Below are 18,296 nucleotides of genomic sequence, written 5' to 3'. Positions count from 1 at the left end.
GCATAGCCAGGTACTCCCGCGACCGTCCCCGGTCGCGGGATTTACCCCAAGGCCGACTTGATCTTCGAGAAGAAGCCGCTCGAATTCGGGCTCTCGTCGCCCGTCTCGGTCAGCCGGAACTCCTCGAGCAACTCGCGCTGCCGTGCGCTCAGCTTGGTCGGTGTCTCGACATCGAGGCGGATCACCAGATCGCCGCGCCCGCGGCCCTGCAGCACCGGCATGCCGGCGCCGCGCTGGCGGATTTCGCGGCCGCTCTGCGTGCCCGGCGCGATCTTGACGACATGCGCCTCGCCATCAAGCCCGGGAAGGCTGATCTCGCCGCCCAAGGCCGCGGTGGTGAAGCTGATCGGCGCCGCAGCAAACAGCGTCGTCCCCTGCCGCTCGAACAGCGCATGCTTCTGGACGTGCAGGAAGATATAGAGGTCGCCCGCCGGAGCCCCGCGCGCGCCGGCCTCGCCTTCGCCGGACAGGCGAATGCGGGTACCCTCGTCGACGCCCGGCGGCACATTGATGCTCAGCGTCTTGGTCTTGTCGGTCCGCCCCTCGCCGCGGCAGTCGCGGCAGGGATCGCTGATCACCTGCCCCGCGCCGTGGCAGACCGGGCAGGTCCGCTCGACCATGAAGAAGCCCTGCTGCGCGCGCACCTTGCCATGGCCGTTGCACTGCTGGCACTGCTTGACCTGGGTGCCCGGCTTGGCGCCGGTGCCTTCGCAGGTGTCGCACAGCCCGGAGACGTCGACGGTGATCTCGCTCGCGCGACCGTGGAAAGCGTCTTCGAGGCTGATCTCCATATCGTAGCGCAAGTCGGCGCCGCGCTGGTTCGCGCGGCCGCCGCGCCCGCCCATGAACTCGCCGAACACGCTTTCGAAAATGTCGCTGAAGCCGCTGAAATCGCCATGGCCCGGCCCCTGCCCGCCGCCATTCTTGAAGGCGGCATGGCCGAAGCGGTCATAAGCGGCGCGCTTCTGCGGATCCTTCAGGCATTCATAGGCTTCGCTGACCGCCTTGAACTTCGCCTCATGATCCTTGCACCCGCCATTCTTGTCGGGGTGATATTTCATCGCGAGCCGGCGATAGGACGCCTTCAGCGTCGCATCGTCCGCGCTCCGCTCGCATTCGAGCAGTTCGTAATAATCGACTTCGGTGGTCATGCCCGGTCCCCGCAACCCCGCCCGTCATCCCCGCGCAGGCGGGGATCCAGAGTCACGAACCAAACGCCGCTTGGCTCTGGATTCCCGCTTTCGCGGGAATGACGGGGGGTGTGCATTCCACGTTACGCCTTGGTGTCGTCGACTTCCGAGAATTCGGCGTCGACCACTTCCTCGGCGCCGGCTTCCGGACCAGCCTCGGCACCCGCAGAAGGCGAAGCCTCCGCAGCGGCCTGCTTCTCGTAGATCGCCTGGCCGAGCTTCATCGCGACCTGCGCGAGGGCCTGCGACTTGGCCTGCATCTCGTCGGCGTCGCCGCCTTCGATCGCAGTCTTGGTCTCGGCGATCGAGGCCTCGATCTCGCTCTTCAGCGCTTCGTCGACCTTGTCGCCATTTTCGGCCAGCTGACGCTCGGTGGTGTGCACCAGGCTCTCGGCATTGTTCTTGGCTTCCGCCGCGGCACGGCGCTTCTTGTCTTCCTCTGCAAAGCTCTCCGCGTCGCGCACCATCTGATCGATATCGGCGTCGCTGAGACCGCCCGATGCCTGGATGCGGATCTGCTGCTCCTTGCCGGTGCCCTTGTCCTTGGCGGACACGTTGACGATGCCGTTGGCGTCGATGTCGAAGGTGACTTCGATCTGCGGCACGCCGCGCGGCGCCGGCGGAATGCCCACCAGGTCGAACTGGCCGAGCATCTTGTTGTCCGCGGCCATTTCGCGCTCGCCCTGGAAGACGCGGATCGTCACCGCCTGCTGATTGTCATCGGCAGTCGAATAGACCTGGCTCTTCTTGGTCGGGATCGTCGTGTTGCGATCGATCATCCGGGTGAACACGCCGCCCAGCGTCTCGATGCCGAGCGACAGCGGAGTCACGTCGAGCAGCAGCACGTCCTTGACGTCGCCCTGCAGCACGCCGGCCTGGATCGCCGCGCCGATCGCCACGACTTCGTCGGGGTTCACGCCGGTGTGCGGCTCCTTGCCGAAGAAGTCCTTCACGATCTGGCGGACGCGCGGCATGCGGGTCATGCCGCCCACCAGCACGACCTCGTCGATCGCGCTCGCCTTCACGCCCGCATCGGCCAGCGCCTTGCGGCACGGCTCCAGCGTGCGCTGGATCAGGTCCTCGACCAGCCGCTCCAGCTCGGCGCGGTTGATCGTCTTCACCAGATGCTTCGGCCCATTGGCGTCGGCGGTGATGAAGGGCAGGTTGACCTCGGTCTGCTGCGCCGAGCTCAGCTCGATCTTCGCCTTCTCGGCGGCTTCCTTGAGCCGCTGGAGGGCCAGCTTGTCCTTGGTCAGGTCGATGCCTTCGACCTTCTTGAACTCGTCGGCCAGGAACTGGACGATCTTCGAATCGAAATCCTCGCCGCCCAGGAAGGTGTCGCCATTGGTGGCCTTCACCTCGAACACGCCGTCGCCGATCTCGAGCACCGACACGTCGAACGTGCCGCCGCCAAGATCATAGACCGCGATCGTCTTGCCGTCATTCTTCTCCAGCCCATAGGCCAGAGCAGCCGCGGTCGGCTCGTTGATGATGCGCAGCACCTCGAGGCCGGCAATCTTGCCCGCATCCTTGGTTGCCTGGCGCTGGGCGTCGTTGAAATACGCCGGGACGGTGATGACCGCCTGGGTGACCGTCTCGCCCAGATAGGATTCGGCGGTCTCCTTCATCTTCTGCAGGATGTAGGCGCTGATCTGGCTCGGCGAATATTCCTCGCCGCCCGCCTTCACCCACGCATCGCCGTTCGGCCCGCGCGAGATGGTGTAGGGGACCAGTTCGGTGTCCTTCTTGGTCACCGGATCGTCGAAGCGGCGCCCGATCAGGCGCTTCACTGCGAAGATGGTATTGTCGCCGTTGGTCACGGCCTGACGCTTGGCCGGCTGGCCGATCAGTCGCTCGCCATCCTTGGCGAAGGCGACGATCGAAGGCGTCGTGCGCGCGCCTTCCGCATTCTCGATGACCTTGGGCTTGCCGCCTTCCATCACTGCCACGCAGCTGTTGGTCGTCCCCAAGTCGATGCCGATTACTTTTGCCATGGTCCCTCGTTGGCCCCTAGTTCGAAAAACAAAGACTTGGCCGGTGCGCCCCCGCAATCAGGCAACGCAATCGGCCTCACGAAAGCGGATATAGGTGCGCTTCCGCTTGCCGCAAGAAGGGTGAAATTCTAGGAACCCTCCCAAATTGGGAGAGTTAGATGCGTGCAATTCCGGGGATCGTTGCGCTGGCGCTGCTGGTCGGCGCCTGCCAGCAGCCCGCCGAACTCAAGGTGGAGGACGCCTGGGTCCGCCTCCCCGCGGTCGCCGGACGGCCGGGGGCGGCCTATTTCACGATCCAGGGCGGCGACACGCCCGACACCCTCCTTGCGGTCGCAACCCGCGCGGCACTCCGCGTCGAATTGCACGAGACGAGCGACCAGAACGGCCTCAAGGCGATGCGCCCGATCCGCGACGTCGCCATCCCCGCCGCGGGCACGGTCGCCTTCGCCCCCGGCGGCAAGCATGTCATGCTGTTCGATCTCGGCCCCAACGTGAAAGCCGGCGAGCGCATTCCGCTGGCGCTGTCCTTTGCGGGTGGAAAGCGGCTAGAGGTGCAGGCGATGGTCGTCGGCGCGGGGGAAATGCCGCCGAAATGATCGAGGGAGGGCAGCATGGTTGAAGCAGTCGATCGGTTTCGTTCGTCCACCTGGGGCTGGCTGCGCGGCACGCTCGCCGGCTGGGGCACGCTGCTGCTGCTGGTCGCCGGGCTCGGCGGCACCTTCTATCTCGCCAGCCAGGCCCCGCTCGAGGGCGCCGCATGGCTCGCCCCCGCGCTCATCGTCGCCGCGCTGGCGATCATCCTGGTCAAATGGATCGGCAATCTCGCCATCACCTATGAAGTCACCCCCGATCGCCTGATCCTCCACCGCGGCATCCTCATCAAGTCGATCGACGAGGTCGAGCTATACCGCGTCAAGGACGTCCGCATCGACTTCACGATCATCAACCAGACCGCCGACATCGGCACGATCAGCATCACCTCGTCCGACGAGACGACGCGCGAAGCCCCGCTGGTCATCCCCGACGTCGCCCACGCCCGCGCCCGCCGCGAGCAGCTCCGCACCCTGGTAGACGCCGCCCGCCGCCAGCGCGGGGTCCGCGAGATCGACATGGTCCACGAGGATTATGACGCCGACGATGCGGGGCTTTCGGTCCGATAGCGGCTCAGCGCGAGCGAGCCTTTTTCCTCGCGCGCTTGGACAAATCTCCCGAGCGGACGCATCAACAGGCAATGTCCGTCCCCCGCCCCCTCACCGAAGGCGAAATCCGCCTCTGCGCCTCGATCTTCGGGAGCGCGCTCGACTATTCACAGGCCCGCGTCGCCAACCGCAAATGGGCCTTCTTCCAGCCAGCCAACACGACGATGGCCCCGCGCGGTACGATCCATTTCCATCCCAAAAGCGGGCTTTATACCGAAGATTTCGCCCATGCCCCACTCGGTGTCCAGGGCCTCTTCATCCACGAAATGGTGCATGTCTGGCAGCATCAGCAGGGCATCTTCCTGCCGCTGAAGCGCCACCCCTTCTGCCGTTACGCCTATGCGCTCAAGCCAGGGCAGAAGTTCGAGAAATACGGCCTCGAGCAACAGGCCGAGATCGTCCGCCACGCCTTCCTGCTTCGTCAGCGCGTGGTCATCCCCGCCGCGCCGCCGCTTGCGCAGTATGAGAGCCTGCTGCCCTTCACCCCGGCCTGAGCCTTATTGCGGTTCTTCGCCCGCCGCCTCGGCGCGCTTGATCGCGCCCGCGGCGGAAATGCCGGGCGAGGGTGGCGGACTGGCGCGGGGCGGCGGCGAGGGACGCGGAGCGGAACCCGATTCGGGTGGCGGCCCACGCCGCTCCGGCCGAGCATCGCCGCCGGTCCGCGGCCTGGCCTCGGGCCGCCGCACTCCCTCGCGTCCAGCACCGGGCCGCCGCGGTCCCCGCTCCGGCCGCGCCGACTCGCCGGCGGGCGACCAGGTCTGGGGCGGAACCACGGTCGATCCGGGGGGGCCGATCCGGTCGGGTCGCCGCGGACGATCTGCCCGCGGCGCGCCAGGCTGCCGGGGCGTATCGCCTTCTGCCGTCCGACCCGTCCCGCGCCGCGCATACCGCCCAGGTGCCTGCCCCTGAAAGCCGCCGTCGCGCCAGTGCCGGAACTGCGCGGAAAGTCCACGCCGCCGCAGCCGCTCCTGCTCGAGCGCTTGCTGCCGCGCCAGGTCGCGACCGATATCGCGATGTCGCCGCCAGCCCGGGTGCCGTTGCCGCCCTTCGTCCCATTGCTGCACGAAGCCCAGGATCAGCGGGCTGGCATCGATCCAGGCCTGGGCGTCGACCGGCCGCCACTGGCGTTGCGCGATAGCGCGCCTCAGCTGCCGCGCGCGCGCATAGAGCGTGGCGCCGTCGCCCAGAAACTGCGCGCCTTCGTCCCGCGCGAGCACTCGACCGTCGGGGCCATAGACGACCGCCACGGCGGCACCGTCATAACCGAAGCTCCGCCCGGGCTCGACGGCCAGGAACGGCCCGCCTGCCTGGGGCTCGAAATAATAGCTGCTGATCCCTTGCGGGCCATCCTCGACGACGATCCAATGGCCGTCGCCGGTCTCCCATGCCCAAGGCTCGGCGCCTTCGAACGCGAAGCTGTAATCGGGCGGAGAATCGCCGATCGCGTCCCACAGGGCATCCGCACGGTCGATCCAGCCATAGTCGTCATCGAAGAGCTGCGCGCTGTAGGCGGCCGGCGGCGGGGGCTCGTCGCCGATCGCGCCGTAGGAGCCGTCGTCGTACATCGGCATGCAGGCTGAAAGCGCGGCAAGGCCGCTTATCGCCCCAAAATGCCCGATCCTGTGCCAGCGCATGCTGCTCTCTCTCCACCGTTGTCGGAGCGCAACATTCCGCCGAGTCGCTGAACCGGGCATGACCGCCCGGTCCAGCGCCAGCCGATCACTCTTCCTCGGCGGCTTCCATATCGGCCTTGGTCTTGTGCGCGACGCCCGGATCCTCGGCCGGCGGAGCGTAGACCGAAAAGAGCTTCAGCGGCTCGTCGCCCTTGTTGATGATGTTGTGCTTCGCGCCCTTCGGGATCACGATCAGCCGGTTGGGGCCCACCTTGGTGCGGCTGCCGTCAACCACCGCCTGGCCCTCGCCCGCAACGAAGAAGGTCGTCTGGTCGGCGTCGTGGGTTTCCTCGCCGATATCGTCGCCCGGCTCGATGCTCATCAGGACGATCTGGATTTTCTTGTCCAGATAGACTTCCTTCTGGAAATATTTGTTCTTGGTCGCCAGCTCGATCATGTCTTTGTTGAAGACAGCCATGATGTGTCCCTTTCGATGGAGTCGGGGGCACAACCGGCACCGAGGAACGGAGTTCCGCCGCGCCGCGACGCTATAACAGGCTGCCCTGCGATCCCGCCAGATGCGACGCCCGCGTCTCCACCCGCGTCGCCTTCTTCACCGGGCTGATCAGCGGCGGCAGCTTGGGCTTTCTTCCCATGAACAACTCGGCGAGCGTGACGAACTGCAGCGCCGGAAACCGTCCGAACTCGGTCTCGATCACCGGTTGCGACGCCGCCTCGTCGCGCATCCCCTTGGTCGGCAACCCCTTCATCACGAACAGTCCGAAGCGATGCTTGTCGCGCTCCATCACTCGGCCCAGATCGCGCACCATGTTGGGCGTCACATTGTCCCCCGCCTTGACGCTGATCACCCCCGTCTCGATCCGCCCCTTCGCCGCGAGATAGTTGAACCAGCCGTCGACGCCCCGGTCTCCGCCCTTCTTCTCGCGCGGAAAACCGCCCACCTGCCACGATACCCATTGCTGGAACTGATGCGGATCCTCCACCGCGAGCCGCTCGGCGCTCGCCAGGTCCCGCGGCACGCCGATCGTCTCGAACTGGATGCCGGGATAGCCGCTGCGCATCCGATCCTCGATCATCCCGATCGCGATATGCGTCACGTCGATCCCGATCCAGCTCCGCCCCAATTTCTGCGCCGCATCCACCGCGGTGCCGCAGCCGCAGAAGGGATCCAGCACCACGTCGCCGGGGTTGGACGAGGCAGAAATGATTCGCTCGAGGAGGGCGCGGGGTTTCTGGGTTGGATAGCCCAGTCGCTCGCGCGATACCGGCGCCAGGATCGGGATCGACCACACCGCGTTCATCGCCACCCCCTGCGATACATCCGCCTCCTCGATCGTCGGGTTGCGCTTGCCCGTCACGTCGAAGGTCACCCGCTGCTTCTTGCCCTTCCACCGCTTCAGCGAGCTCGCGGTCGGCGGCTCCAGCAGCGTGTTGAAGGTCTGCGATCCGTCCGCCTTCGAATAAAGCAGGATGATGTCGTGCATCCGCTGGAAGCGCCGCGCGACGGTAGGCCAGCGGCGATAGCTCCAGACGATCTCGTTCTGGAAATTCTCCGCGCCGAACACCGAATCGAGCACCAGCTTCAGATAATGCGATGCGGTCGGGTCGCAGTGGAGATACAGGCTGCCGCTAGGCTTGAGCACCCGGTGCAGCTCCACCAGCCGCACCGCCATCATCGCCAGATAGGCCATCAGCGGATTCTGGCCGACCGCCTTGTGCATCGCCTCGATCATTACCTGAAGCCTGCGGTTGCTGCCCCCGGCAATGTCGAGCAACGCATTCTGCGAGGCCTCCCCCCAGGTCCAGGTATCGTCGAACGCCTCGATGCTGGCATCCGTCCCCGCCCCGTTCGCCGCCTTGAACAGCACGTTGTAGCCTGCGTTCGAATTGAACGGCGGATCGAGATAGATCAGGTCGATGCTCTCGTCGCGAACATGCTCGCGCAGCACGTCCAGATTGTCGCCATAATAAAGCCTGCTCACTCCGCCCCCCAGCGCTGCCGGGGGGCAGTCTAGCCAAGCCGATCGGCACCGCACGCCGATCTGGGGCCGTTTCGGACGTCCGATGTGGAGCAATCCGAATCCGCCGGACCGGCTCGCCGTCAGCTCAGGCCGGCGACAAGCTCGCCACCGGCGGCACCACCATGAAGTCTCCCGCGCCCAGCACCGTCTCGGCCGCCGATTGCGCGAATAACACCGCCGCCGCCGCGCCATTGCCGTCGGCATCGGCAAGGGGAGCGGCCATCCGGCGGGGCTCAAGTTCGGCGATTGCTTCGCCTATGCGCTGGCCCGCGAAAGCGGCCATTGGCTCTTTTTCAGGGGCGACGACTTCCTCCACACGGGCGTCGCGCCCTACCCGCTCGGCTGAACGACCGGCCCCGCATCGCCCCCGCCAACCCCGATCCGGCACAAACTGAACCGGTTGCCGTCCGCGCAGTTGATCCCCATCTCCGCCGCATCGCGCGGCGCTTGCCGATCACGAACAAATCTGGAACAAACCTCCCTCATGGCACTCACCCACATCTCCGTCCGCGGCGCGCGCGAGCATAACCTCAAGGATGTCAGCATCGACATCCCCCGCGATACGCTGACGGTGATCACCGGCCTCTCGGGCAGCGGCAAGTCGAGCCTGGCGTTCGACACCATCTATGCCGAGGGCCAGCGCCGCTACGTCGAATCGCTGAGCGCCTATGCACGGCAGTTTCTCGAGCTGATGCAGAAGCCCGACGTCGATCATATCGAGGGGCTCAGCCCGGCAATCTCGATCGAGCAGAAGACCACCAGCCGCAATCCACGCTCGACCGTCGCCACCGTCACCGAAATCTACGATTATATGCGGCTGCTATGGGCACGCGTCGGCGTGCCCTACAGCCCGGTGACCGGCCTGCCGATCAGCGCGCAGACCGTCAGCCAGATGGTCGACCGCGTCCTCGCGCTCCCCGAGGGCACCCGCTTGCTCCTCCTCGCCCCGGTCGTGCGCGGGCGGAAGGGCGAGTATCGCAAGGAACTGGCCGAGTGGCAGAAAGCCGGCTTCCAGCGCGTCCGCATCGACGGCGAAACCTATCTGATCGAAGACGCCCCCGCGCTCGACAAGAAATACAAGCATGACATCGAAGTGGTGGTCGATCGGTTGGTGGTGGGCGGCGACATCGCCACGCGCCTGGCCGAGAGCTTCGAGCAGGCGCTAAAGCTCGCCGAGGGGCTGGCCTATGTCGATCTCGTGGATACCACCACTGCGCAAGCGATGGGCGCTCCCCTCCCGCTTGCGGGAGGGGCCGGGGGAGGGGCTGTCCGGGAAGCCCCCCAGACGTTCGCAATTGAAGGCGAAGACAGCCCCTCCCCTAACCCCTCCCGCAAGCGGGAGGGGGACACAAGCGGCATGAAGAACACCGGCATCCCCGCAAACCGCATCGTCTTCTCCGAAAAGTTCGCCTGCCCGGTCTCCGGCTTCACCATCGCCGAGATTGAACCCCGCCTCTTCTCCTTCAACGCCCCGCAAGGCGCTTGCCCCGCCTGCGACGGCCTCGGCGAGAAGCTCGTGTTCGACGAGGATCTCGTCGTCCCCAACCACGCGCTCACGATCAAGAAGGGGGCGATCGTTCCCTGGGCCAAGTCCAACCCGCCCAGCCCCTATTACATGCAGGTACTCGGCTCCCTCGCCCGCGAGCTGGGCTTCAGCCTCGACACCCCCTGGAAGGAGCTCCCCGAGGAGATCCACTACGCCCTCCTCCACGGCACCCGCGGCAAGCCGGTCACCCTCACCTTCATCGACGGCAAGAAGTCGTACGACGTGAAGAAACCCTTCGAGGGCGTCATCGGCAATCTCAACCGCCGTATGCTCCAGACCGAATCCGCCTGGATGCGCGAAGAGCTGTCGAAGTACCAGGCGAGCCACCCCTGCGAAGTCTGCCACGGCGCCCGCCTCAAGCCCGAGGCGCTGGCGGTCAAGATCGCCGGCGAGAATATCAGCCACGCCACCCATCTCTCCGTAGTCGACGCCCTGGCCTTCTTCACTCGCCTCCCCGAAGCCCTCACCGGCCAGCAGAAGGAAATCGCCGAGCGCATCCTCAAGGAAATCCTCGAGCGGCTCGGCTTCCTCAACAATGTCGGGCTCGATTATCTCAACCTCGATCGGACCAGCGGCACCCTCTCGGGCGGCGAATCGCAGCGCATCCGCCTGGCCTCGCAGATCGGCAGCGGCCTCTCGGGCGTGCTCTACGTCCTCGACGAACCCAGCATCGGCCTCCACCAGCGCGACAACGACATGCTGCTCAAGACGCTCCGGCGTCTCCGCGATCTCGGCAACACCGTGATCGTTGTCGAGCATGACGAGGATGCGATCCGCACCGCCGATTATGTCATCGACATGGGCCCCGGCGCCGGCGCCCACGGCGGCGAAGTCGTGGCACAAGGCACGCTCAAGCAGGTCCTCGCCACCAAGGGCAGCATCACCGCGGACTATCTCAACGGCACCCGCGAAGTCCCCCTCCCGGCCAAGCGGCGGAAAGGCAACGGCAAGAAGCTCACCGTCCACAACGCCACCGCCAACAATCTCCGCGGCGTCACCGCCTCGCTCCCTTTGGGCACCTTCACCTGCATCACCGGCGTCTCGGGCTCGGGTAAGTCGAGCTTCACGATCGACACGCTCTATGCCTCGGCCGCGCGCGCGCTCAACGGCGCCCGCATCCTGGCGGGCAAGCATGACAAGGTCGACGGCCTCCAGCATCTCGACAAGGTGATCGACATCGATCAGTCGCCGATCGGCCGCACCCCGCGCAGCAACCCCGCCACCTATACCGGCGCCTTCACCCAGATCCGCGACTGGTTCGCCGGCCTCCCCGAAAGCCAGGCGCGCGGCTACAAGCCGGGCAGGTTCAGCTTCAACGTCAAGGGCGGCCGCTGCGAGGCCTGCACCGGCGACGGCCTGCTCAAGATCGAGATGCACTTCCTGCCCGACGTCTATGTCACCTGCGACGTCTGCCACGGCCAGCGCTACAATCGCGAGACGCTCGAAGTGAAGTTCAAGGGCCGCAGCATCGCCGACGTGCTCGACATGACCGTCGAGGATGCCCACGAATTCTTCAAGGCGGTCCCCCCGATCCGCGAGAAGATGGCGATGCTCGCCGAAGTCGGCCTGGGCTATGTCAAGGTCGGCCAGCAGGCGACGACGCTCTCGGGCGGCGAGGCCCAGCGCGTCAAGCTCGCCAAGGAACTCGCCCGCCGCGCCACCGGCCAGACGCTGTATATTTTGGATGAGCCCACCACCGGCCTCCATTTCGAGGACGTCCGCAAACTGCTCGAAGTCCTCCACGCCCTCGTCGAACAGGGCAACACCGTGGTGGTGATCGAGCATAACCTGGATGTCATCAAGACCGCCGACTGGGTGCTCGATCTGGGCCCCGAGGGCGGCGTGAAGGGCGGCGAGATCGTGGCGCAAGGCACGCCCGAGCAGGTGGCGAAGGAGCCGCGGAGCTTCACGGGGAAGTATCTGGCGCCGTTGCTGGAGCGGGGGACGGTTCGCGAGACGGTGGCGGCGGAGTAAGAATACCGCCAATGCGATCATGGGAGGCTCTAGGATATATTGCCTACGTCGCGTTCCAGATCCTGCACTTCTCTCGAAATGATATTGCTAAATTCGCGCTCGATAGCCTCTACATCCCAGCCAGCGACTTCTTCTGCTGAGTGAGAAGTCATATCGACTATTATTTTCCCTTTCTGATCCAAATCATACTCATCGAAATTAGGAATATATTTGGTATTTTTCAGATTAAACCGTATTTCATGATAGCTTTTAACAAATTTCTTCACATCGCCCATGCGATTTTTAGGAAATCCGGCACGCTTTAGCTGGTCTACAACAAAACGATCTAAAAATGCCAATTGCGAAACATCATCGGTGTACGAAAAGAACATCATCCACCCTCTTCGACCATGATCTACGATGCACCCCGTTATTTTGATATTTAATCTAAATAGCAACTTTCCAATGTCTTTTTTACTATATTTGTAATTAGTAATTACTTTAAGAATGTTCTTAAACATTCGATTATAAGATGATTTTCTAATAGAGACATTTTCAATACATATTTTGTATCCGAGGAAATCTATCCCGTCAGCTACCGGTGATACTTCAGTTTTCCCCGCAACACCCTTTGGATGAATTAGCAAACCCCTAGCCTTAAGTTTGCGGGCTACAGTTTTCAAAAGATCGTCCGCTTCGTCCTTTTCGCATATGTAAAGGATGTCATCCACGTAGCGAAAATACGTTCGGCCCTCGGCAACCTGACTCTCATCAAACTTGACCATGTAGAGCGCGGCCAAGGCACCGGAAACACTTAGACCCTGAGGGATGCCTCGGGAACTAGGCTCACCTGAACCACCCGTTCGCGTTTTCACAGCGGCCATACACAGCTCGCTTACGTTTTGACCCAAATCGAATCGGCGAAGTTCTCTAGCCAAGATCGGGTGCGTAACGCTCGGGAAAAAGTCTTTTACATCAATGCGCACGAACACTTTCGAACCGTGATCGGCTGATTGAACGGCTTCCACGACCTTCTTAACCAGAGCGTGCGGGGACGCACCGCGCGTTTCTGGGACAAACAAGTGGACGACTTGGCAAAGGGCTCGCAACGCCAGCCGATCGCGCACTGTCGGGATAGAGATTTGTCGCGGCGCACGATCAGGTCCGCGTAGAATGAGGCGCTCTTTGAATGTTGTAAACCGGTATGAGCGAGACAAAAATCGCTTCTCAATGAGCGCCGCCTCTTCCACCAATTTGTCTTGAAACCGCGTTATGCGAACGCCATCCTTACCAGTAGCCTTCGATCTTGCAATTTTGGAGCGGAATAGCTCTAGCAGATAAGATGCACGAAAGTGATCATCTTGAGTAAGGGGCTTACCGGTCGCTGCGAGTACCGAGAAGAAATCTTCCTGCACCCCCTCAAACCTGCCGGGGAAGGAGCAGCAAATATCCGAAGGCAACGGGAGCAACAAAGAGGGACGCTAGTACGCTCCATCTCATAGCGACCCTGATGATGCTCTTCAGGATTATGCCGCGGGTTACTTCTACCGGTCCGTCAGCGTCGGCGAGCGGCTTACCAAACAACCAAGACTGATAAAGCACCCACTCGTAATCTCGCTGCAAATGATTCTCGAACTGCGGAAGCGCCTCCGTGTAGGCAACCTTCTTCGCGTCATCCGTTTCTGCAGAGCCATAAATCTGCTGAAGCTGTAGATAGCAATTCCGGAAACCGGCAGCGCGCATACCAAAATTTTGACCTGGTATAAAAATCGAGGTGGCAAGTACTGCGACAGAAAGAATGGCTGTCATAACACTCACATCGCGGACGCGGAATGTTTGCGACAAATCTAAAAGAGAAATAGCGATCAGACATACCGAGTACCAAGCCATCAAGACTTGAGACATAAGGTCTGCGTGCTTTAGACGAGCCTCTGCTACCATCCTAGCCTTGGACGTTATGTATATGTTACCGATCGGGTCCGACTTGCTCATGTGGTGGGTGGACGCATACAATGAATCACTATTTCCTCCAAGGAAGAAAGCGTACACTGAGACTAGCTCGAAAGTAAGAACAGCCTCGCTTGCGCGAAACTAGCGGCCTAAGCCGCTCCGCCCACCCAAGGCGTTTCTAGGCGCTTCGATAGAGATGTGCAACGCGCACTGTGGCGCATATTAGTCCCGCCGCGGCAAAGCCGCGTCGTCGGTCGGCGCTCGTAGCGCCGCCGGCCGGGCGCGCCCTTCGGTGCTAGGATTTAGCTTCCGCTAAATCCTAGCATCCGCGCCATGCCCCACCTCCCCACCCACCCCGCCCACCTCAGCCTGAACGCCACCGCCACCGTCGAGCCCGAAATGACCGGCCCCGAATGGTACGCCGCCTATGGCGAACGCCACGCCGCCGACGGGATCGAGGGCCGGCTCGGCTCGCAAGAATCTCGGGGACGCTATACTCATTCACCAGCCTTCGACGCCCCACTTGCAAAATAGGATTTCACCTGCTTCGCTCCGCCGCGGAGTCGTCGATGCGCCGGGTATCGCGCTTTGAAAAACAAGGTGCACTAGAACGGCCCCGAACCCCGCAACGCAACGCGGATAGTGTGACCCTAGTGTGACCTTCTGTGACTTTCGACGCCCCGCCCCGCCGATCAGCAAGGCCAGCCTATGCCCCATCTCCCCACCCATCCCGCCCATCTCGGCCTGAACGCCACCGCCACGGTCGAGCCCGAAATGACCGGCCCCGAATGGTACGCCGCCTACGGCGAACGCCACGCCGCCGACGGGATCGAGGGCCGGCTCGTCTCGCAATATAGCTTCACCGAAAGCTGGGACTCGTGGGAGGTCCACCCGCACGGCGCCGAGATGGTGATCTGCACCGCGGGCAGCATGACGATCCACCAGGAGCATGCCGACGGCGCGACCGAAAGCGTCACGCTCGCCGCGGGCGACTATGCGATCAACCCGCCCGGCACCTGGCACACCGCCGACGTTCCCGCCGGCACAAGCTGCACCGCGATCTTCATCACTCCCGGCGAAGGTACCGATCACCGCCCCCGCTGAACGCCCCCGCTGAACGCACGCGCCCGCAATGCGTTGTCCCCCGCGAAGCGCCATTCCGGCGCGGCACGCAGGAGCATCGCCATGAGCATTTTCGGCAGCATCAAGGACGCCATCTTCGGCAAGGCCGTCGTCAAGCCCGCAGCCCCCACCCAGGCCCCCGCCGCAACGCCCCCGGTCACCCAGCCCGCCCCCGCCCCCAGCGCCGCCCCCGCAGCCGCCGCGGCGCCGGAGCCGGTCGACGTCGAGACCACGCTGATGATCTTCGAGACCGAGCGCGGCACCGCCGATCTCAACTGGCGCACCTCGATCGTCGATCTGATGAAGCTGCTCGGCCTCGATTCGAGCCTCGACAACCGCAAGGAACTCGCCACCGAGCTCGGCTACACCGGCGCCAAGGACGGCTCGGCCGAGATGAACATCTGGCTGCACAAGGCGGTGATGAACGAGCTCGCCAAGAATGGCGGGAATGTCCCCACCAGCCTGAAGGACTGACATGGTGAACGGGCGGGTTGAAAATATTAACCCGCCCCCCACATAAGGACCCGGCGCCCAACGGACGTTCCACATCGGAACCCGGCGCCACCCTCGCCCAACCGCATCGCAGCACTCGGCCCTCGGGCCCTGCGCGCCGCGAGTCCGGCCGAGGCAAACACCTCACAGGAACATGACTTGAACTTCTTCACGCAAATCGACGAAACCCAGATCAGCCGCGGCGCCGCCACGGCCTTCGACGCCTTCGTGCCCACCCATCGCCGCCTCTTCGCCATCGCCCAGCCGACGCGCAAGCGGCGCCGCCGCCGCGCCCGCAAGGCGCCCGCTCTGGCCTGATGCCCAGGCCGCCGGCGTGCGAGCCGGCGGCGACTTCGGACCGGTCCGGAACTTATCCGCCCGTCCCTGCATTCCCCTGATGTCCAACCCAGGGAGAGAATGTCATGCGCATCGCCGCAATCGGCCTGTTGGCCGCCACCACCCTCGTCGCCGGCTGCTCCAGCTACGGTTCCGGAGGGGGATATGGCGCGAACAGCGCTTATTCCCAATATGACTGGAATCGCCCCGATCCCAGCTACAACGGCTATGACGCCGGCCGCTATTATCGCGACGACCGCCGCTATCGCGAGCGCCAGTTGAGCAGCAACGAGCGCGTCTATCGCGGCCAGGACGGCCGCTATTATTGCCGCCGCAACGATGGCACCACTGGCCTGATCGTCGGCGGCGTCGCCGGCGGCGTGCTCGGCAACGTTATCGCCCCCGGCGGTTCGGAAGTGCTCGGCACCGTTCTGGGCGCAGCGCTCGGCGCAGTCGCCGGCAATGCCGTCGATCGAGGCAGCAACAACGACAACAACCGTCGCAACAACAATCGCGACGTGCGCTGCCGCTAAGCCTGGGAGCACCCGGCGGCCGCGCTTCGCGCGCGCCGCCGGGCTCACTGCGCCGCCTTGAAGCCCGAATAGAGCAAGGCGGCGGGCCCGAAGATCTGCATGCCGACCAACAGGGTCAGCAGGGTGACGTTCAGCCAGCGCCGCTTGACGAAGATCAGGATAAGGTTGAGCAGCAGGCCCAGATACACTGCGATGACCGCCACGATCACGACCGGAGTCTCTTCCACCGGCGGCGCGGGCCGCGCATAGAAGCCGCTCGCTACCGCCGCGGCGAGCGTAAGTGCCAGGTTGCCGACCAGGATGAAGCGGTTGTGCTGGTCGTAATATGCGTCGAAGTCCGGCCAGCTCAACGGATCGTCGGGCCAGACCAGCGACGACAGCAGATAATAGCCGCCGACGATCGCCGTCACGCAGAGCAGCACCACATAGTTGAACGGCAATTGGTCGCGCATCGAAAAGGCGGTGGTCCAGAAGGTCAGCTGGCTCAGCAGCACGAACAGCCCCATCAAGGGCACCAGCCAGCCGACGCGGACGTCCTTGCCAAGGCCCGCGCGGTGCCGTGCGTGGATTTTCATGACCCTGGCGAAGCCGCTTAATATCTCCGCCATCGCCAGCCCGAGCAGCAGCGAGAAAACGGCAAACAGAAAATCGAATGCACTCACGGGCGCCCCCAAACGTCACTGGCCTCGTTTCAGCACGCCGCCGCGCCGCCGCCAAGCCGCACCGCGCACCGATTTGCTTTTCCGGCCCCATGCGCCCATATAAAGACTGCTACAGTCGCAATTGACGGTATCTGGCGCTTTGCGGCCCTTTTTCCTTCTCTATGCCCTCGCAGCACGAGGGGCCCCACTCTGGCGCGCCCCCAGCCGAAGGAAATTCCCATGACCCAGCAGGGCACCGTCAAATTCTTCAACGCCGACAAGGGCTATGGCTTCATCGCCTCCGACAATGGCGGCCCGGACGCGTTCGTCCACATCACCGCGGTCGAGCGCGCAGGCCTGTCGACGCTGAACCAGAATCAGCGCGTCACCTTCGATCTCGAGCCCGACAAGAAGGGCAAGATGGCCGCGGTCAACATTCAGGCGGAATAAGGAGCCTCGGGCGGTGCCGCCTATCGGCGCCGCCGCGGCTTTCTCCAGACCATCTAAGGAATTCCCAGTGGCCGATCTCGTCAACACCTATCGTACCTATGCCGACAAGGCACAGACCGACGCCGATGCCGCCACGCTCGACAATGTCCGCGATCGCAATCTGCGCGCTGCCTATGCATGGACCCAGATGGCCGACCGCCAGGAGCGCACCGAGCGCGCCCGCGCCGTCCGCGAGGGTACTGCTGCCGCCGCCGCGCAGGCGCTTCGCCAGCAGGAAACACAGGAAACTACGTGAACTTCTTCAGCAATATCGAACAGACCCAGCTTACCCGCCGCACCGCGCGGCCCGCTCTGCCCTTCCCGCGCCTGCTTCCGCGCCCCGCTTACGATCCCGTCGCGCGCGCGGCAGTGCTCGAAATCCTCGGCTGATCGTCAGCCCAGCGTGGTGTCGAGGAACATCATCGCCGCCAGCCCGATCATCAGCCCGGTGGTAACCTTGCCGCCGCCGTTGATGCGGGCATGCGCGTCGGGGATGATGTCCGACGCCACGACATAGACCATCGCGCCGCCGGCGAGCCCCAGCCCCCAGGGCAGGAAGGCCTGCGCGACGGTCACGATGCTCACCCCGATCAGCCCGGCGACCGGCTCGACCAGTCCCGATGCCGCCGCGATCAGCGCCGCCCGGCCCCGACTGTAGCCGATACTGATCAGCGCTACCGCGACTGCCAGTCCCTCGGGAATATTCTGCAGCCCGATACCCAGCGCAGTAACCCGCCCCGCGTCGAAATCGCCTGCGCCGAAGCTGACGCCCACCGCCATGCCTTCGGGGAAGTTGTGCAGCGTAACCGCGGCGACGAACAGCCAGATCCGCCGCACCGAGGCGCTCGCCATGCCTGGGGGCCCGAGCCCCAATTTGTCGAGCGGGGGCACCCAGTCGTTGAGCTTGGCGATCGCGAAGGCGCCCAGCAGCACCGCCGCCACTACCTGCGCCGAGGCCATCACCTGCGTCGCCCCCTGCTCCTGCGCGACTTCGATCGCGGGCAGGATCAGCGAGAAGAAGGAAGCGGCGAGCATCACCCCCGCGGCGAAGCCGAGCAGCAGATTTTGCTGCTGGTCAGATGGCTTGCGCATCACCAGCACCGGGATCGCTCCCAGCCCCGTCGCCGAACCTGCGAGCAGGCTGCCCAGGGCACCCGCGGCTATGATCCCGCCTGTATCGACCAAGAGCCACTTCC

22 protein-coding genes are annotated in these 18,296 nt (G+C 64.2%); 12 read left to right on the top strand and 10 right to left on the bottom strand.

Annotated features, from left to right (window positions below; all coding sequences use genetic code 11):
• Positions 1-41: 41 nt before the first annotated feature.
• On the bottom strand, positions 42-1,151 hold the full coding sequence (gene dnaJ, locus OKW87_RS15945; protein WP_265540947.1) for a molecular chaperone DnaJ: 1,110 nt from the start codon (positions 1,149-1,151) through the stop codon (positions 42-44).
• Between the two features lie 122 nt (positions 1,152-1,273).
• Positions 1,274-3,184 (bottom strand): molecular chaperone DnaK, encoded by a 1,911-nt coding sequence (gene dnaK / locus OKW87_RS15940; protein ID WP_265540945.1) that lies wholly within the window; start codon positions 3,182-3,184, stop codon positions 1,274-1,276.
• A gap of 158 nt (positions 3,185-3,342) precedes the next feature.
• Here dnaK and OKW87_RS15935 point away from each other — a divergent pair, with 158 nt between their 5' ends.
• The 3 genes from OKW87_RS15935 (at position 3,343) to OKW87_RS15925 (ending at position 4,877) form a co-directional block, all read left to right on the top strand.
• On the top strand, positions 3,343-3,780 hold the full coding sequence (locus OKW87_RS15935; RefSeq protein WP_265540942.1) for a copper chaperone PCu(A)C: 438 nt from the start codon (positions 3,343-3,345) through the stop codon (positions 3,778-3,780).
• 15 nt (positions 3,781-3,795) lie between these two features.
• The gene (locus OKW87_RS15930) at positions 3,796-4,344 is read left to right on the top strand and encodes a PH domain-containing protein (RefSeq protein ID WP_265540941.1); all 549 of its coding nucleotides are present in this window, start codon (positions 3,796-3,798) and stop codon (positions 4,342-4,344) included.
• 71 nt (positions 4,345-4,415) lie between these two features.
• Entirely contained in the window at positions 4,416-4,877 is a 462-nt protein-coding gene (locus OKW87_RS15925) for a vgr related protein (protein ID WP_265540939.1), read from the top strand.
• Between the two features lie 3 nt (positions 4,878-4,880).
• On the opposite strand, the gene OKW87_RS15920 is transcribed toward OKW87_RS15925, so the two are convergent.
• The 4 genes from OKW87_RS15920 to OKW87_RS15905 all read right to left on the bottom strand — a co-directional run bounded on the left by OKW87_RS15920 (position 4,881) and on the right by OKW87_RS15905 (position 8,261).
• Positions 4,881-5,954, bottom strand: a complete 1,074-nt coding sequence (locus tag OKW87_RS15920) for a hypothetical protein (protein ID WP_265540937.1) — start codon at positions 5,952-5,954, stop codon at positions 4,881-4,883.
• Positions 5,955-6,102: 148 nt separating this feature from the next.
• Positions 6,103-6,474 carry a cupin domain-containing protein gene (locus OKW87_RS15915; RefSeq protein WP_265540935.1) on the bottom strand — a complete coding sequence of 124 codons (372 nt, stop codon included), beginning with the start codon at positions 6,472-6,474 and terminating at the stop codon, positions 6,103-6,105.
• Positions 6,475-6,544: 70 nt separating this feature from the next.
• Positions 6,545-7,999, bottom strand: a complete 1,455-nt coding sequence (locus OKW87_RS15910) for a DNA methyltransferase (protein ID WP_265540934.1) — start codon at positions 7,997-7,999, stop codon at positions 6,545-6,547.
• A gap of 124 nt (positions 8,000-8,123) precedes the next feature.
• Positions 8,124-8,261: a hypothetical protein gene (locus OKW87_RS15905; RefSeq protein WP_265540933.1), complete on the bottom strand. Its 138-nt coding sequence runs from the start codon at positions 8,259-8,261 to the stop codon at positions 8,124-8,126.
• A gap of 261 nt (positions 8,262-8,522) precedes the next feature.
• Here OKW87_RS15905 and uvrA point away from each other — a divergent pair, with 261 nt between their 5' ends.
• The gene (uvrA, locus tag OKW87_RS15900; protein ID WP_265540931.1) at positions 8,523-11,558 is read left to right on the top strand and encodes an excinuclease ABC subunit UvrA; all 3,036 of its coding nucleotides are present in this window, start codon (positions 8,523-8,525) and stop codon (positions 11,556-11,558) included.
• A gap of 29 nt (positions 11,559-11,587) precedes the next feature.
• Here uvrA and OKW87_RS15895 read toward each other — a convergent pair whose 3' ends face one another.
• Positions 11,588-12,952 (bottom strand): reverse transcriptase domain-containing protein, encoded by a 1,365-nt coding sequence (locus OKW87_RS15895; protein ID WP_265540929.1) that lies wholly within the window; start codon positions 12,950-12,952, stop codon positions 11,588-11,590.
• Between the two features lie 4 nt (positions 12,953-12,956).
• Complete coding sequence (locus tag OKW87_RS15890) at positions 12,957-13,529, bottom strand: SLATT domain-containing protein (protein WP_265540928.1); 573 nt, start codon at positions 13,527-13,529, stop codon at positions 12,957-12,959.
• 291 nt (positions 13,530-13,820) lie between these two features.
• Here OKW87_RS15890 and OKW87_RS15885 point away from each other — a divergent pair, with 291 nt between their 5' ends.
• From OKW87_RS15885 to OKW87_RS15865, 5 genes are all read left to right on the top strand, one after another.
• Positions 13,821-14,021 carry a hypothetical protein gene (locus OKW87_RS15885; RefSeq protein ID WP_265540926.1) on the top strand — a complete coding sequence of 67 codons (201 nt, stop codon included), beginning with the start codon at positions 13,821-13,823 and terminating at the stop codon, positions 14,019-14,021.
• Positions 14,022-14,195: 174 nt separating this feature from the next.
• Complete coding sequence (locus tag OKW87_RS15880) at positions 14,196-14,591, top strand: cupin domain-containing protein (RefSeq protein WP_265540924.1); 396 nt, start codon at positions 14,196-14,198, stop codon at positions 14,589-14,591.
• Positions 14,592-14,672: 81 nt separating this feature from the next.
• The gene (locus OKW87_RS15875; RefSeq protein WP_265540922.1) at positions 14,673-15,083 is read left to right on the top strand and encodes a DUF3597 domain-containing protein; all 411 of its coding nucleotides are present in this window, start codon (positions 14,673-14,675) and stop codon (positions 15,081-15,083) included.
• 177 nt (positions 15,084-15,260) lie between these two features.
• Positions 15,261-15,419: a hypothetical protein gene (locus OKW87_RS15870; protein WP_265540921.1), complete on the top strand. Its 159-nt coding sequence runs from the start codon at positions 15,261-15,263 to the stop codon at positions 15,417-15,419.
• Positions 15,420-15,523: 104 nt separating this feature from the next.
• A complete protein-coding gene (locus OKW87_RS15865) occupies positions 15,524-15,970 on the top strand; it encodes a glycine zipper 2TM domain-containing protein (protein ID WP_265540919.1) in 447 nt (148 codons plus the stop codon).
• Positions 15,971-16,014: 44 nt separating this feature from the next.
• Here OKW87_RS15865 and OKW87_RS15860 read toward each other — a convergent pair whose 3' ends face one another.
• Positions 16,015-16,632, bottom strand: coding sequence for a hypothetical protein (locus tag OKW87_RS15860; protein ID WP_265540917.1), 618 nt, complete (start codon positions 16,630-16,632; stop codon positions 16,015-16,017).
• Positions 16,633-16,851: 219 nt separating this feature from the next.
• Here OKW87_RS15860 and OKW87_RS15855 point away from each other — a divergent pair, with 219 nt between their 5' ends.
• The 3 genes from OKW87_RS15855 to OKW87_RS15845 all read left to right on the top strand — a co-directional run bounded on the left by OKW87_RS15855 (position 16,852) and on the right by OKW87_RS15845 (position 17,490).
• Entirely contained in the window at positions 16,852-17,061 is a 210-nt protein-coding gene (locus OKW87_RS15855; RefSeq protein ID WP_265540915.1) for a cold-shock protein, read from the top strand.
• Positions 17,062-17,128: 67 nt separating this feature from the next.
• Complete coding sequence (locus OKW87_RS15850; RefSeq protein ID WP_265540913.1) at positions 17,129-17,356, top strand: hypothetical protein; 228 nt, start codon at positions 17,129-17,131, stop codon at positions 17,354-17,356.
• A complete protein-coding gene (locus tag OKW87_RS15845; protein WP_265540912.1) occupies positions 17,353-17,490 on the top strand; it encodes a hypothetical protein in 138 nt (45 codons plus the stop codon). The genes OKW87_RS15850 and OKW87_RS15845 overlap by 4 nt, the downstream gene beginning before the upstream one ends.
• A gap of 3 nt (positions 17,491-17,493) precedes the next feature.
• Here the strand turns inward: OKW87_RS15845 and OKW87_RS15840 are convergent, their stop codons facing one another.
• Positions 17,494-18,285, bottom strand: a complete 792-nt coding sequence (locus OKW87_RS15840; protein ID WP_265540911.1) for a ZIP family metal transporter — start codon at positions 18,283-18,285, stop codon at positions 17,494-17,496.
• Between the last annotated feature and the right edge of the window lie 11 nt (positions 18,286-18,296).

The sequence above is a fragment of the Sphingomonas sp. M1-B02 genome (assembly GCF_026167525.1).
Classification (GTDB): domain Bacteria; phylum Pseudomonadota; class Alphaproteobacteria; order Sphingomonadales; family Sphingomonadaceae; genus Sphingomonas.
The sequence above is the reverse complement of the archived record's forward strand: the minus strand, read 5'-3'. Positions and strand labels throughout refer to the sequence as shown.

Coding starts and splice junctions, on each gene's coding strand:
- dnaJ (WP_265540947.1), bottom strand. CDS start 1,151: ATGACCACCGAAGTCGATTATTACGAACTGCTCGAATGCGAGCGGAGC.
- dnaK (WP_265540945.1), bottom strand. CDS start 3,184: ATGGCAAAAGTAATCGGCATCGACTTGGGGACGACCAACAGCTGCGTG.
- OKW87_RS15935 (WP_265540942.1), top strand. CDS start 3,343: ATGCGTGCAATTCCGGGGATCGTTGCGCTGGCGCTGCTGGTCGGCGCC.
- OKW87_RS15930 (WP_265540941.1), top strand. CDS start 3,796: ATGGTTGAAGCAGTCGATCGGTTTCGTTCGTCCACCTGGGGCTGGCTG.
- OKW87_RS15925 (WP_265540939.1), top strand. CDS start 4,416: ATGTCCGTCCCCCGCCCCCTCACCGAAGGCGAAATCCGCCTCTGCGCC.
- OKW87_RS15920 (WP_265540937.1), bottom strand. CDS start 5,954: ATGCCGATGTACGACGACGGCTCCTACGGCGCGATCGGCGACGAGCCC.
- OKW87_RS15915 (WP_265540935.1), bottom strand. CDS start 6,474: ATGGCTGTCTTCAACAAAGACATGATCGAGCTGGCGACCAAGAACAAA.
- OKW87_RS15905 (WP_265540933.1), bottom strand. CDS start 8,261: ATGGCCGCTCCCCTTGCCGATGCCGACGGCAATGGCGCGGCGGCGGCG.
- uvrA (WP_265540931.1), top strand. CDS start 8,523: ATGGCACTCACCCACATCTCCGTCCGCGGCGCGCGCGAGCATAACCTC.
- OKW87_RS15890 (WP_265540928.1), bottom strand. CDS start 13,529: ATGAGCAAGTCGGACCCGATCGGTAACATATACATAACGTCCAAGGCT.
- OKW87_RS15885 (WP_265540926.1), top strand. CDS start 13,821: ATGCCCCACCTCCCCACCCACCCCGCCCACCTCAGCCTGAACGCCACC.
- OKW87_RS15880 (WP_265540924.1), top strand. CDS start 14,196: ATGCCCCATCTCCCCACCCATCCCGCCCATCTCGGCCTGAACGCCACC.
- OKW87_RS15875 (WP_265540922.1), top strand. CDS start 14,673: ATGAGCATTTTCGGCAGCATCAAGGACGCCATCTTCGGCAAGGCCGTC.
- OKW87_RS15865 (WP_265540919.1), top strand. CDS start 15,524: ATGCGCATCGCCGCAATCGGCCTGTTGGCCGCCACCACCCTCGTCGCC.
- OKW87_RS15855 (WP_265540915.1), top strand. CDS start 16,852: ATGACCCAGCAGGGCACCGTCAAATTCTTCAACGCCGACAAGGGCTAT.